Origin of the sequence: uncultured Nitrospira sp., assembly GCA_902500695.1 — a bacterium.
In the GTDB taxonomy this organism is placed as follows: domain Bacteria; phylum Nitrospirota; class Nitrospiria; order Nitrospirales; family UBA8639; genus Nitrospira_E.
This window is the reverse complement of the sequence record CABVRQ010000002.1, coordinates 29,760-44,962: the sequence shown is the minus strand read 5'-3', so window position 1 is coordinate 44,962 and position 15,203 is coordinate 29,760. Positions and strand designations below refer to the sequence as shown.

The window sequence follows — 15,203 nt, the reverse complement described above, 5'->3', positions numbered from 1 at the left end:
TACGCAGAATATATGGGTTTTTCAATAACCGCGGCGAATGTAGCACAGCATTCTATCCAAGGCAAGGCACAGTGAAATCTTCATCAACACGCTCAACGGTTTGGTAAGACACGGATGCCTTTACACTACATAGCACTTCCTCAACTTTTGCGAGGACTTCATGTTGGGGAATAGAAAGACACTGCTTATCCGTACAATGCGCAACGGACACCTTACCTATGCAATAACAGAATTTTCGTAACACGGTTACGTGGGTTCCCCGCGGTGCCCATTTTGCCGGATCCGTAGGACCAAACAACAACACCGAAGAAATGCCCAAACTTGCAGCAAAATGCGAAAGTCCGGAATCATGCCCAATAAACAATTGGGCATGTTGTAAATATTGCGCGACCTGAAGCAGATCCATTCCCGTCAGAATGGCATACTCAGGGTGAGTCAGTAACCTTTGCACATTTCGAAGAGAGTCAATATCAGCTGGTCCTCCTATAAGACAAATCTTCCGCTTCGGATTGGCTATCATCAGGCCATTGACAATACTCGCCAATAATACAGGAGAAGCACATTTGTATCGGCTTCCACTTCCAGCATGGAGAACAATAAGTGGCTCCTTGTTAGGAGAAGAGACTCTCAACGAGAGTGATTTGGGGAACACAAGGTGCCGTGTAAGACTCACATTTTTTTCTATGTCACACGGGACTTGTGTCGTCCTAGCCCACGGTTGGAGTATTTCAACATACCGATCAACCATATGTTTATGAAGCAATGTCGGGTCATGAGGGGACCGAAAAATACAGTTTTGGATTCCTGCATTCTTCAACCAACTCCGCCAAACACCGTCTTTGTCCTCGAACCAACATATGGCTTTATCGCAATCACGGATAATCGACAAGAATTTTTCCTGATAGGAATCATTTTTTCCGCGATATGCCAAAAACTCCAGTCTATCAAAAGAAAAGGACTGATGAACTTCCTGCGTATCCACAAGTACGTCACCCAATTCCTTATGACCAAACCAAATCAGACGATGCCCAGGAAATGTAATTTGCAATACCCTAAGAGCAGGCAGAGCCAATAACCCATCCCCCAATGCTCCAGGATGGACAATCAATAAGTTTGGGAGGGATAAAGGCATACAATTATTTCAAGTGGGAAGTAGCTTTTCTGGCAAATTCATAATCGGAGGGGGTATTAATATTCAAAAAAGAATATCCATGTGGATCAATGTCGTCGAATAGAGATTCCTCAACAATCTGTACAGACAAAGATGAATCCTCAACCAAATTTTGAATACGAAGCTTCCCGTCATGAATCATCCGTTCCATAATAAATGAGCATCGTTTGGAATATCGTGCGTGAAGAGGCTGATATCCGGTCGAAAGCTTGACCATCAATACGTCACTATCAGGCATGGCACAAAGCCTGGAAATGACAAGAGAATTTAAAAAAGGCATATCGCAAGCCACAACAAAAACCGAAGGGTGAGATGCCTCCTTGATCCCGGTAAACAGCCCGCCTAATGAGCCTCTATGAGGAATAGCGTCAGTCACTAGTCTGACAGGGAGATGTTCGCATGGGTAATCTTCTATGGCAGTTACCAGTATTATCTCATCAAATATTTCTCCCAGGGTGAGACAAACTTTATCCAGAAATTTGATTCCCCCCCATTCGAGCGTTCGTTTATCAGTTCCCATCCTGCGGCTTTGCCCACCAGCTAAAACCACACCGGAAATGTTTGGAATTTTTTTGATATTGACCATAAAAAAAGGGGGTGGTTGCCCACCCCCTTCATTTTTTTCGGAAACTTCCGAGGTTTACAATTTTTATTAGACTTTGCCCTTACGACGATTGGCCCGTCTGGTCAAAAGCCACCCTTCAACAAGGACCAACCCAATGGCTGCTATCGTTGGGTAAATATATGTTTCTTTTTCAATAGGTGGCTCTAACACAAGATAATAGAAAGCGGAGACAGCCATCTTTCGCCCCACATCCCCATTGTGACCATCCCAAACAAAGAAATTGATAGGAATATATTTCCCCAACTCAATGTAAGCATCTTCTTCATAGTCACCTTTGAGTGGGCGGGTGACGATAACTGTCCATCTTCCATCTTTCCATTCGGCTTTCACCGTTTTCAGTTGTTCTGTGAAATCATCCCGATCTTCGAAGTCTACATCCCAACCTTCACCCTGGTAGGCTTTCAGTTCGCCATCAGCCGTCCATTTCGTAATGTCGACCGGGAATCCCTCATCTCCCCAGAAATATCTAGGCTTTCTTGGTGAAGGCAATTCCTGCCATTTTATAGGAAGCTGAAAGGCAATTCCATCATTAAACACTTGATATGCCGTTTGTTTGGCGGCGATTGATTCAGGATGTTCAGGATCATCGGCAAATTTTGATCCTCCTGGTGCCTGCTCTTCTATACCATAATCACCAAGATTTACCTCATAGGGTTCCCAGTCAACACTATCTTTCTGCACACTCTTTGTCCGGTCATCCCACCTAAACATAAACGTAATATGAGTATCATTGTATAGAGATTGAACCCAGACATCGTCAATTCTGGTCACAAAGTTTCTTGGCTTGTGCGTGATCTGTCCCCCAGTTGCCACAATCCTACGATCAACCAGTTTCCATCTCTCATCATGCTCATCAGCCGGTAGCTCACCTTCAACAAATTTTGAAGGAACAACGAAATCAACTTTAGGCTTATCCGTTAGGGGATCAATTCCCCGAGGTTTGGCTGCCACTAATTCCGCTGCGATTTCATCTGTCACGTTACCGCCGGCAATATCTACATCCTTATCCCGTTCACAAAGATGATTGACATAATTGGCAATGTGCCACCGATCCTCAACCGTAGTATTATCGGCGAAGGAAGGCATAGGCGTTCCGCTTACCCCCGTCGAAAATGTCCTGAATATGTTCTTCACATTATACGCGTCCTGTCGGCTGCCTCTAAAATTCCAGCATTTATGCCAGTCCGCAGGTTGAATGGAAAAACCCCAGTCATCCTTGAGGTTAAACGCATTGCCATCTCCCCGACCCTCTAGGCCATGGCACTCAATACATTTCATTTCTTTCACGAGTTCCGAGCCACGCTTCACCGATTCCGCCGTAGGAGGAACGGGTTTTATTGACTCCAATTGCAACACATGAAATTCTTCGAATTCGGTATCCTGCCAACTACGATCCTTAACCAATTCAGTGGTGACGAAGGCCAAAACATCCCTACGCTGGTCATCTGTTAAAATACCTTCCCATGACGGCATGGCAGAACCAGGCAAACCATGAGTTACGGTTTGAAACAGATCCACGTCAATGAGTGGCAATTCACCACTTGCAGTATGCCGAATTTTAAACGTCCCGGAGTTAAAATTACGTGGTCTTGGCCATAGACGGTCTGCTCCTGGCCCGTCCCCTGATCCGTTCACGCCATGGCACCACACACATTTGGTGAAATACACTCGTTTGCCTGCTTCAACTTGTTCCGCAGATGGTGGAGCCGGGCGGCTCCCTTCGGCAAAGCCTTCTGCCATCTCACCATGAGAGGTGCTAGCCAGTCCCAGTCCACCCATAAGGAGACTACAACTCAGAAGCCAGGCGCCTAAGCCACGCCTACCATATTCGGCTGGTGTCTTTTCGTTCATGACCATCCTCTTTTCAAAATGTCCAGTTTCGGATTTAATACCATTCATGTCCGCGTCCCCCCTATTCCCAAGTCCGCGGGTAGTACCCGGTGTGCCAGTATTCAAACATAACGACCTTCCAGATTTCATCGACCGTTAAATGCTGTTCCCAAGGAGGCATGACGGATGCCCACGGGAAAGCTTCACCCGGTAGGCCGATTCCCCCTTTGGAGACCCGCCAGAACACGAATGTTTCCTGTAATTGTGCGATGGTTCCCGCATCGGTAAAATTGGCGGGAATGGGATTGAACGCAAAGGCCCAAAGACCACGACCATTCAAATTATCCCCATGACAAAAATGGCAATTCTGAAAGAAGATCTCTCCACCCTCCCGAACATGCTTAATGTAGCCTTTCGCATTCGGATCCCAAGGGTTATCTTCCGGGTTCTTTACATCCTTCATCAATCGTCCCATATCCTGGCTTACGGTATGAGCGTTGCTGTATGCCTGATCGTATTTTCCCTCCGCATTAATACGATAGGGGTTGGAGGCCGTTTGCAAAACATACGTTTTCCCGTGCACTTTCGTTGTCGCCGGTGGTGCCGGATGCACAGTTCTCAACTCAATGGGTTCATCAAAACTCGGTAGGAAGGAATTGTAAGCAAATCCCCAGAGTCCGATAGGCAATAGGATCAATAGCGCCGTACGAATAAACTTAGTCATACCAGTTTTTGCGTCCAGCACATTGATAATAGGACGCTTGAATTCTTCCCATTCCTGCTGTGAACCGGACACCCACATAAAAATACCGCAAGCGGACACTGTGCCATAAATAGCCCGCACACTAAATGGAATGGGTGGGTAAATTCGATATTTCAGATAGAACAAATTTACAAAACACCAGACAAAGATTCCTGCCCAAAATTTTGGTAAACCCACACCTGCTCTTTTGAGAGAGTAATTAATAATAGAAAACACAAGAATGCAGATCGCCAACTCGGAAATCATCTGCATGGGCATATAGCCTTCAACTAATTTGAGCCAAGTCATTCTTCCTTACTCCTTATAAAGGGTTATCCCCTAAATTAATATTCCTTATTCTTTTGGAGGTAAAGGTTGGCCTTCTTTCAATTGCGCCAAATAATCCACAATTTTATTAAGAGCCCCTCCTGTCAGTCTTACGCCAAAATCCTTTGGCATTTGATTGTCAGGGAAATCTTTCACCACGTACGCACTGGGGTCCAATATTGATTCAGTAATATATTCCTTCGGAGATTTGGCTTTGCCTTTATAAGTCGGGTCTTTCAAGCGATTTGGGGCATTCGATCCCTCCATGAGAAGTGGACCGACTTTTCCAACCGCATCCTGAATCCCTGGGATGGTATGGCAGGCAGGACATCCAGCCTTCATAAAGAGCTTGTCAGTGGGCTCGCTCCCGTCAGCCAATATATTGCCCCCAGCTGCACCAGCTTCTTCTTCACCACCGGCTGATGGGCGATCAGCTTCCGGAATGAACTTTTCATATGAGGTAGCAATTACGTCATAAGCCGGAGATTCTTTCCCTTCCCTCGTATACATCCAAGTATCCACAGCCGCCAATTCCCCTATGGTTAAGGATATCGGTGGTTTATGAATCTTAGGCATGGGACTTACGGTATCGTTTGATCCCTTGACGCCAAATCCAGTCACCACAAAACAGCTCGGGCAAGCATGTGACTCGGCAATATATTCCTGAGCATTGGTAGCCGCACCGGATCCTGCAAAGGCTTCTTTTTGCTCGGTGTTTCGAGCAGCTACATTATCCATATGATAATTGGGCTCTTTTAACCTCTCTGCTGCTCTATCAGGAATGCCAAAAAGATTAGGCGCCCGTTCACTTAAAAATCCCTGTTGGAATCCATGGCACAACGGACATTGTCCCTTCCCAATGGCTCCTTGTGTTTTACTTTGGCCAATTCCGCCAAAAATAATCTTTTCGCCTTCATCCCCTAATTGCTGCGATGACATGCTTTGGAAGTCTAACTTTACGACAGGAGGAGGAAATCCACCTTCGACCTGAGGCAGCCAATTTCCATATCCGGAGAGAACGGCTGCCACAAAGAACATGAAGCCTCCAATTTTCATGAGAGCACTAATGTTCGGAAAATAGAGGCCCATCACGAACGCCATGATGGTAATCATGACCAGAGAAACCGGCAACAAACCACTGTTCGCTTCAAAATTATGGGTATAATTGGAAATAGCGATAAAGGCTAAAAATGCGCAGAATATTCCAATTATTGTCTGAAAACTTGCCCTTTTCTTCTTTACCGGATCTGAAATAGTTGCCTGAAAATACAGCAACAGCCCAACCAGCATCAGCAATACTGGCCAACCCATTCCTATCGCCCGTCCCAATAACTCAACCACAGTGCAATCCTCCAACTTGGGGGCTGCCTATTGCAGCCCCACGATTGTTTGTAATTGTATTTTTCGTTAATGACCAGTTGCAGACTGAGGAGATGGAACTGGCTGCCCTGCCGGCGAAGGAACCGGTACTTTTTTCGCACCTAGGGTGCCCAACCAAAAGACAAACATAATACTGATCCAGAAAAATAGTACGTTAAACGAAATAACGTTAGCAGCAAAACCAATTGTGTGGGTATATGCCCAGGGAGAATTATCTCGCATCACTTCATTGACGTGCCAGAATAACCTCACCGAAGAACGGATATACCCCATTAATCCCATCATCCACGTAAATGCGGTGGCCAACATGATGATCGCATATTGTGAACGTGGGGGAATTTGCCCCCATCTGATCGGTCCCAATTGTCTTCCATTTTTCAACATCGCCAGATTGAGTGGCGTCATCAAAAGCAGACAAGACAACGTTCCCGCCACCTGAGGCACAGACAACCCAATTCGTACGTTTGCAGGGATGAAGTATCCATAACATGCCAACCAAACATTGTTTATCTGGGCGATGATAAAGAAACATCCCATGAAAATATTACCAAACTTGGCCCAACTAACCGTTGGAACCCTGTTCCCTCGCTGGTACCAAATAAAACTCAGAATGGTTGTCATGATAATGGCATTAATTCCACCATTTTTGGCAGACATGACCCCATAATTTCCAAGAACCGGATGCTGCTGCCCGCCCATGGCTTTCAATTCTGCGGGAGACATCACGATGGTATGCGGTGTAATGAAAACCAGAAGGCCAACTACCAATATAAACACGAGATACTTAATATACTTTTGGAATCGCTCTCCACCTGTCATCCGGCCAAGCGCTTGCCAAAGGTAATAATTTGTGGTGAGGAAAAGAATTCCAATCATGGTTGCTTGAATAATAAACAACCAGGCCAGCAACCCACCCATCAATGTAATTCCCATTTGCTGACGGTAGGCATACACCTCTCGCATCAACCAATATCCTGCAAATGGTAGCGGGATTAAAAACGCCACGCCTAGACTCATTGCGATGTAGCCCATCCAGTCGTAATGAGCACGCTCTTCATCCGTTTTTGAAGAAAGGAAACGATAGGCAGCATAGGCAGCTACTACACCACCACCAAATGCCATGTTCCCAAGAATTCTATGAACATTCAAAGGATTCCAAAGAGCCGTATGGATCACATGCCAAATATTCCCAAGATATCTCCCCTGCTCATCAACTCCAGCAGGCGACATCATAAACGCAATCCATGAATTGGCGAGGAACATCAGTACCGTTCCAATAACATTCAGAATCACGGACATGCTGAGATGAACCCACTTCAGGACACCCTCCCTCATCTTGTCCCAACCGTAATAATAAATATAGAGGGTTGCACTTTCCGCCACGAATGTTAATGCATAAATGTGCATGACCGGACGGAAAATACTAGACAAGTACCCAAAAAAGGCAGGATAAAGAGTCAAAAAGGTAAAGATAAGGATCCCACCAAGGATGGCGGTTAAGGAATAGGCAGTCAGACTGATTTTGATAAAATCATAGGCCAATTGGTCATATTTCTTGGCCATTGCCTTATCTTTGCTTATCATACCTGCAAATTCGATACACATACAAAAGATGGGAACCGCCAACACAAAACTGCCGTAATATAAATGCTGCTGGTTGGCTACCCAAAGGAGGACACGACTCTCGAAGTTATACCGAGGATAAAAAGTTTCGTTGTCGGCCGTTATCGGTGCGCCCGCTCCGGTGGCTGGACCTTCAGTCTTGTAATAAATATCACGGCCCATCTCCACCTTTTCCGCCTCGCCTTCCTCCCCCGCCTTTTGTGCGGCAACGACATCTGCCGGCGGACCACCCGCTGGAGCCCCACCCCCACTTGCCACAGCTGAGACTGACAGGAAAATTGGCAGCAATAGCAGACCGCCCATCACCATCAAGGCCGAAACGGCGAACAACTTTTTCTTCCCCCGGGTCATTTGATTGAACAGGCGACCCATTGACCTACCTCCTTGTGAAAACGTGTTGTGTTTAAACCCATCAAATTTACCTAAACCTGTCATGAATGTGAATCCTAAATTTCAATCTGGTCCCTATTTCTACTATCTGAACATGTAGAAATAGTCCAGCCCCTGAGCATCCATCAGGACATAATCCAACGCCTGGAAATACACAAAACAAATAACCAAAGAAACTATGACATACAGAGCTGTCTGCATGCGCCCCTCCTTGCGTCTAAGAGTATTAAATGATTGATTGTCTTATTGGAAATCATGTTTTTTAGCAGGGGCACTGAATGCCGGAAAACCAATAGAAAAACCAAAGGCTTACTGAGCAGGTCACATAAAAAATCGCTTTACCTATTTTAGTCTCTAACTCCGTTGACTCCCTTATGACAGCTGTTGAATCCCCCATCTTAAATCCTCCCTATGCTTAATTCGCATCCAAAACTTAAACGATTTTCCCTAATAAACTTTATTGACACATTATTATTTTTCGTGCTATTCAAACATTCATTGATCACGTAAAACGAGGGATTGCTCATGCGTACAAATGCAAAAGTGTTCGACATTATAGTTTTGGCCGGAATGGTTGTCAATATTCTGCTTGCCGTGTTTCTCATCCTCTACTATTTTGATTTCCTTTAATTTTTTCATTTTTTTCACTACAGAAAATCGTCCCGTTTATTGATATTAATCTGAACGTGCGCATCTGAAACCAATTGTCTCATCTCGAAAATCAGGAACCATAAAACTCCTGTTGGTTATCCTGAGATCGACTCCTTGGCTCGTATAGCCACTGCCTCTCATAGTCTTGTAAGTCGAGTTTGGCCGATCATCTTCTTGCGAAATAGAATTATTCTGTAGGTATAGATCTTCCACATACCAATTATCCGTCCATTCCATAACATTACCTGCCCCGTCATAGACCCCGAATACACTTTGATCAAGAGGGAACGATCTTACAGGAGCCGACACCTCAAACCCGTCGCCCTCACCTGCAAAATTGGCAGGATGTCCGTTCAACCCCTCACCCCACGGCCAAGTGCGTCCATCTGTCCCTCGCATAGCCTTTTCCCATTCCTGTTCCGTAGGGAGACGCTTACCTTTCCACTGGCAATAGTCATTCGCATCGCTCCATGACACATAGGTAATCGGCTGATAAGGCCCTCGTAACAATCCGAGCTTTGTGGCATACCGTGATGGTGGACCAGGCTGCCGATGGCCGGTAGCTTCTACAAATTCCATATAGCGTTTATAGATGACTTCATACCGATCAATCCAGTACGTCCCTAGATTAACGACGTGAGCAGGCTTTTCATTAAATCCGCCTTCATTACTACCAAGAATGAATTCTCCTTCGGGAATTTCAATCATCTCATTTCCTATGTCCGGATCAGGAACCATCAAATCTATGGACGGTTCCAATGTCGAAGAAGCTAGGGATTGGGGACCTGGATCTGGGAGACTCGGAGGAGTATCGGTGCCTTTCAAAATCCCCCACAATGGTAGGCCGGTCATAAACAAGACCGCAATCAGAAAAATTAATTTAAATCGACCGTCCATGTTTCCTTATTTCTTATCCGTCAATGCGTCCTATCCCGAGAAACCATGGACGATTTTTCTCGCCGGTGAGAAGTTTGCTTATCGCTTAGGAAGATTGAGGAGTTTCAGTCGGAGGCTCTTTTGCACACCGAAATCCAACACTGGCATCATTCCTCCACATTTTAGCTGCAAAACGCTTGGTAACCCTGGCACCTATACGAGATTCACGCCAAGACCCCCCACGAATAACTTTATTCTCGTCTTGGTCTTTCGGTCCTGGTGGATCCCGATACGGAGCTTGCTGATAATAGTCAGGAGCATAACTATCCATGACCCATTCAGCCACATTGCCGGTGGCATCATAGAGTCCAAAAGGGCTTCTCCCTACCTCAAATGATCCAACGGGGGCTAAATACTGAAAGCCATCCTCCTCCCCATCAACATTGGCAAACTGATATTCGAACTTTTCCCCCCAAGGATAACGCCGTTTCCCTTCTCCCCTAGCCGCCTTTTCCCACTCCGCTTCGGTCGGCAACCGCTTGCCAGCCCACCGACAATACCCGAATGCATCGTTCCAGGTCACAGCCACCACCGGATAATCCAGACCGACCAGTTTGGCGACATCATCTTCAAAAACCGGCACCTTAGGTTTGTCCCGTTTCGTCATCTTGATATACCGATCATAATCTGCCTGCGTGACTTCTTTAAGGTCGATGTAAAACGTTTGGAGGTACACCGGATGCGATGGCCCTTCATCGGGATCCCCATCCCCAATGCCCATGGTAAACGGCCCTTCAGGAATTTCGACCATTTCCCGGCCATCATCCCCGACGAACGTTTTATACATGGAAAAATCCTGCGTGGGCATTGACTGCAATACCCTGACGTTGGCCGTTTGGCCGGCTGACAATTCCGCCAAATCAGCTTTCCCTTTATAGGTCATATAAATCAACATCACGATCATCATGATAAAAGAGCCGAATACAAATATAATTGACCCGATGAGAACCCGTTGGTTTTCCATGACTACCTTGCCCCTCGCTTTGACACACTCACCTCGATGCCTCAGATTGATTACGGTTGCAAATGATTGGGGTGCTTCACGTCGCACTCAGGAAGGGTTTGATTCCGTTGTCGCCACGTCTCAATAAGCATCGAAATCCAAATTCCCAAAAATCCGCCCATTGCCGCACCCGAGGCTGCGCCAACCGTTACAGCCTCGGCTCCACTCACCCCTAAGGCCAACAAGCCACCTAAAATGGTTCCGATAAAAATGCTCAAAAAAAACCCTCGTCCGCCTACCAAGCCTACTCCTGCGCCAAGAATAGCTCCCAATGCTAACGCGACAGGAAGCCACCCATCCCCCATGAAGACCCCGATCAAGAGGCCCACTGTCCCTAAACCTAGTATTCCAAGGAGGACATCAAAAATTTTAGCTGGAGACAACTTCACTCCTCATTCCCGTCCGAGGTCAGCTTTGGATGATTCAGCCTGAACCTGAATAGAACCAAAGTCCACTTCCACTCCCGGCCCGCCTAACAAAGAAATGCCCCAGGCATGCGGGGCCGGTTCATGGTCATGAATTTTCAGAAAATCTTCATACACATTTACCCGCTCCTCAACCCACGTCCCAAGGGATTCAGTCCCACTACGAATGACAATTTCTGTGGAGCTAAACATGCCCCCCTCTTTGACTGACCCCACAGGAAGCGTTGCACTCCACACATATTTCGTGTTCACGGGAATAAACATCAGGTCAACATCCAAGGACGGGTAGATTGCGGCCAGGAAATCGGCGTTATCAGGAACAGTCTGTATCCGCCAACGCCAGGTCAGAATAGGGTGCTGCTTCGGGTCCCACGTCATGTGCTTGGTATATACCCGTTGATTGGCGTCCTTGGCCGAAAGGTAAAAAGTCCCGCCCTCCTCTTGAATCGTATAGGTTTCATGGGCGGTGACCGTACTCCGCTGCGCTTCCCAACCCTGAGGAAATCCTTTGTCATCAGGATGCTGAAAATCCTCTACCACCATCGAACTACTAGAAGACCCTGTGTTCGGAACCTCTTGGGTCCACGCGGCACTACTTCCATTGACCAGGAGGCCCACTACCAACCATGCCAAAAATGAAGGCCTTACTCGGTTTCGCTTCACACCCTCTAAACTATTCTTTTGCCAAAGACAGACTCTCATGACGCAGATTCCTCTTCTGAAATGACCTGAATAACCGGTGAAGGCCGTGCAAATTCAGCCGTTCGCCGTTCTACCACTCGCTGATCCCATCGGCTAAGCCAGAATACAAAAAAAACTGACGACCAAAAAACAATCATATTGAGGGTGACCATTTTCGCAGCAAATCCCAGAGAAGGCGTAAATGCCCAAGAGGATTGATCCGGCATTAATTCAGAAATATGCCATCCCAAGCGGCCAACAGACCTTATGTACCCCATCAACCCCATTACCCACGTAAACGCGGCAGCCACGACAAACAATGCCACAATCCCACGCGGAGTAATTCGTCCCCAATGCACAGGCCCGTTAATATGGGCGCCTCGCAAAAGGAACCGATTCAACAATAACCCTCCAACCACCACAGTCGCGGTGGTCATCCCTTGAGGCGAGGAAAGACCCACCCGAACATTTGCGGGAATATAGAATCCGTAAATGGCCAACCACACAATATTGGCAATCCCCATGAGAAATAATATCATTAAGAGAGCATTACCCTTTGATGCCCATTTTACGGTCATCACACAATTGGCTCGCCGATACAGAATGTAACTCAGTGCGGTTAAACAGATCATGACATTAACCGCACCATTCTTTGCAGACATGACACCGAATTGACCAATAACCGGATGCTGGGCCGCGCCCATCGCTTTCATCTCACTCCCACTCATCGCAATGGTGTGCGGCGTAAACCACACGAGAAAACACACCATCAATGCAAAGAGAATGGCCTTAAAGTGTGGATGGAAGCGCTCGCCACCCTGAATGCGGGCCAATGATTGCCAGATGTAATAGTTAATTCCTAAAAACAAGACTCCAACCATAATGGCTTGGAGGACAAACAGCCACGACAACATGCCCCCCATCATGGCCATGCCCATCGTTTGCCTAAACTCAAACACAGATCGCATCAACCAGTAACCTGCAAGTGGCATGGGCAGAAGTGCACAGACCACCACCACAATAAAGACATGCCCAACCCAATCGTAATACGCCCGATCCTCAGAGGTTTTAGCCATGAAATACCGGTAGGTCGCATAGGCGACGACCACTGCGCCACCTGACATAATATCCGCTAAAAATCGGTGAGTATTCAATGGATTCCATAAGGGAGAGTGCAAAAGATGCCACACATTCCCTAAAAAGTGACCCTGGGCATCAACGCCGGCCGGTGCCATCATAAACGAAGCCCACGAATTGGCTAACAACAATAAAACCACTCCGGTTGCATTGGAAAGAACTCCAATGGTCATATGGACCCACTTCGCTGCCGGGGTTTTGAGAAAATTCCAGGTGTAATAATAGAGGGCCAAAAGAAAAGCTTCACTCACAAACACCGTGGCATACACTGGCATGACCGGCTTAAACGTTGCTCCCATGTAATTCATGAACCCGGGGTAAAGAGTCACAAAGGTTATGAGCATGAGACAGCCTAATAAGGCCGTTATGGACAAGGACAACAGGGCCACGCGCAAAATATCACGAGCCAGTCCATCGAACTTCTGTTGGGACGCCCGCTGTTTTCTGGTGATTCCTAAGAATTCTAATAATAGACAAAATAAGGGAATAGATAAGACAAATCCCCCAAAATAGGTGTGCTGCTGAGTCACAAACCAGACAACCAACCTGTTATCCACGAGAGGATAAGTGGAATAGTCCAGGTGGGTCTCTTCGACGGATGGACCCTCAATCGTTCCGGGAGTTTGATAGAAAATATCCTGGCTTGCCTGCCCATCAGTCGCCGGTAAGGATTGTGCATCCACACCCAACACAACTCCGGACTGCAGGAGAAAGATGAACAGTACACTCAATAATGGTTTGACAAGAGTTTTCAATTTAATTCACCAAATTGCCATGCCCGACTTTGGCGTCCGCGAGGGAAGGAAGAGATTCAGGGGATTTAGAATTTTGAAGCATTCCCATCACAAAGGGACACCGTTGTATGGATTCAGGAATGCCAACGAGCTGCTCTTCATAGGATTTGCGCCAACCCAGAAAGAGGGTATACAGCGCCATCAACATGGCGGTACAGGCGGCCATCCCCATAAATCCTACTTGAGGGATGTGCTCTACCCGCAATACAAAGGCAGCCATCCCCATGAGAACCAGAAAATACGTTGCGGAAAAGGTCAGATTTGGCCACATCCAAAACCAAAGAGATGACAGCCAGGTTCGTGGCCTGCCTCCCTGTGTATTGTGAGCATATAGTGATTCCCCGCTGAAAAACGTCTTCATTCCGATTGAGGCGATCATAATGGGAACTAACAGTGATTGAAGAATGGGTTGCAGTTCAATCGGCCCCACAGCGAACAAAAGCCATGAACCGGCTACCCCAAGTATGGTTGCCAAAGCTCCCCATTTCACAATGCTTCCGATTTCTTGTGGGATCCATTTTCGTAACGCCTCTCCGTCAGGAAAGGTTGGGACGACAACCCCTTGTTGCCTCATTCGTTGCACATGACCGATTTCAAAGGCATCCCGGGTCACGGACGTGCATGAAATGATGGTTGCCATCATGGCTGGACCTTCCGGATGGAGCAAAAAGTCATAGGCCACAAATACTTGAAGAATCGCCAAAACCAAGAGGGATAATTGAATCCCATAGACCAGACCAATCCATCCCACCAACCACACCCACTGCCGAGCCCCGTCTTCGCGCCAGGAGTCCAAAAGAGAGACTCCACGTCCCTGTCTATAAGACCAGATGGCAGTAAGCATACAAATACAGCCGGTGAATGCCAGAAGCACCATTGGGTCGTAAAGCGGTAAAACCGGCTTGAGAAGGTGGTAGATCCCAAAAGCCACTAAGCCGGGAGCCAGCATCACCAAACGTTTCCGCTTGCGGACGGGTTGATCCGTTACTAAGGCATTCAATTGTGGAAGGACACGAAGGGAAAGTCGATGCAACATATTGTTACTCGCTTCGAAGAGATTTCCAGAGATTAATCGTGTGCGTCAATTCGCACACAAGGCGTTTCATGCGCGCCCTGCCGCCATACCAAAATAACGGGCTTTCACCTCTTCCATGAGTGCAACCGTGACCGCAGGCATCCCGCGATCCAAAGCCGTTCTCTCCAACTCAATTCTCGCCATTGCCCGAATTCCTGACGGAACATTATTAATACGACGCTCTGCGTCCGGGCTCCACTCCACCATCCCCTTATTCCGCGCCGACCCAACTCGCGAAAACGTGACAACCCTTTGTCCCCTGGTAGAGGCAAACGTCTCCACCTCTTCCCGCACGAGAGGAAGTAAGTAGGGTGGAAGCCGGCTCAACTGATATAAGGCCTCATCTGACCATAGAGTGTGAGGGACCATGGTATCTAAGTCCTTGGCACTACCTTCGGCCCCAAGAGAAAATC

At 47.1% G+C, this 15,203-nt stretch carries 13 protein-coding genes; all 13 read right to left on the bottom strand.

What is annotated here, in order from left to right:
- Positions 1 to 52 precede the first annotated feature (52 nt).
- Positions 53 to 1,132: a glycosyltransferase family 9 protein gene (locus AAH187_RS00635; RefSeq protein ID WP_342346497.1), complete on the bottom strand. Its 1,080-nt coding sequence runs from the start codon at positions 1,130 to 1,132 to the stop codon at positions 53 to 55.
- A 4-nt stretch (positions 1,133 to 1,136) separates the two neighbouring features.
- Positions 1,137 to 1,757: a molybdenum cofactor guanylyltransferase gene (locus AAH187_RS00630; RefSeq protein WP_342346496.1), complete on the bottom strand. Its 621-nt coding sequence runs from the start codon at positions 1,755 to 1,757 to the stop codon at positions 1,137 to 1,139.
- 66 nt (positions 1,758 to 1,823) lie between these two features.
- Positions 1,824 to 3,647: a c-type cytochrome gene (locus AAH187_RS00625; RefSeq protein WP_342346495.1), complete on the bottom strand. Its 1,824-nt coding sequence runs from the start codon at positions 3,645 to 3,647 to the stop codon at positions 1,824 to 1,826.
- Positions 3,648 to 3,708: 61 nt separating this feature from the next.
- Positions 3,709 to 4,677, bottom strand: a complete 969-nt coding sequence (locus tag AAH187_RS00620) for a cytochrome c (protein ID WP_342346494.1) — start codon at positions 4,675 to 4,677, stop codon at positions 3,709 to 3,711.
- Positions 4,678 to 4,722: 45 nt separating this feature from the next.
- Positions 4,723 to 6,036 (bottom strand): nitric oxide reductase, encoded by a 1,314-nt coding sequence (locus AAH187_RS00615; protein WP_342346493.1) that lies wholly within the window; start codon positions 6,034 to 6,036, stop codon positions 4,723 to 4,725.
- 66 nt (positions 6,037 to 6,102) lie between these two features.
- On the bottom strand, positions 6,103 to 7,860 hold the full coding sequence (locus tag AAH187_RS00610) for a cytochrome ubiquinol oxidase subunit I (protein ID WP_342346492.1): 1,758 nt from the start codon (positions 7,858 to 7,860) through the stop codon (positions 6,103 to 6,105).
- A gap of 903 nt (positions 7,861 to 8,763) precedes the next feature.
- Positions 8,764 to 9,636, bottom strand: a complete 873-nt coding sequence (locus tag AAH187_RS00605) for a formylglycine-generating enzyme family protein (RefSeq protein WP_342346491.1) — start codon at positions 9,634 to 9,636, stop codon at positions 8,764 to 8,766.
- Positions 9,637 to 9,721: 85 nt separating this feature from the next.
- Positions 9,722 to 10,639 carry an SUMF1/EgtB/PvdO family nonheme iron enzyme gene (locus AAH187_RS00600; protein ID WP_342346490.1) on the bottom strand — a complete coding sequence of 306 codons (918 nt, stop codon included), beginning with the start codon at positions 10,637 to 10,639 and terminating at the stop codon, positions 9,722 to 9,724.
- Positions 10,640 to 10,689: 50 nt separating this feature from the next.
- Entirely contained in the window at positions 10,690 to 11,067 is a 378-nt protein-coding gene (locus AAH187_RS00595; protein WP_342346489.1) for a hypothetical protein, read from the bottom strand.
- Positions 11,068 to 11,070: 3 nt separating this feature from the next.
- On the bottom strand, positions 11,071 to 11,805 hold the full coding sequence (locus AAH187_RS00590) for a DUF3047 domain-containing protein (protein ID WP_342346488.1): 735 nt from the start codon (positions 11,803 to 11,805) through the stop codon (positions 11,071 to 11,073).
- Positions 11,802 to 13,676: a cytochrome ubiquinol oxidase subunit I gene (locus tag AAH187_RS00585; protein WP_342346487.1), complete on the bottom strand. Its 1,875-nt coding sequence runs from the start codon at positions 13,674 to 13,676 to the stop codon at positions 11,802 to 11,804. Before AAH187_RS00585 ends, AAH187_RS00590 begins: the two co-directional genes overlap by 4 nt.
- A 1-nt stretch (position 13,677) precedes the next feature.
- On the bottom strand, positions 13,678 to 14,751 hold the full coding sequence (locus AAH187_RS00580) for a hypothetical protein (RefSeq protein WP_342346486.1): 1,074 nt from the start codon (positions 14,749 to 14,751) through the stop codon (positions 13,678 to 13,680).
- A gap of 66 nt (positions 14,752 to 14,817) precedes the next feature.
- On the bottom strand, positions 14,818 to 15,203 hold a 386-nt coding region (locus tag AAH187_RS00575; RefSeq protein ID WP_342346485.1), incomplete at its 5' end, for a PCP reductase family protein.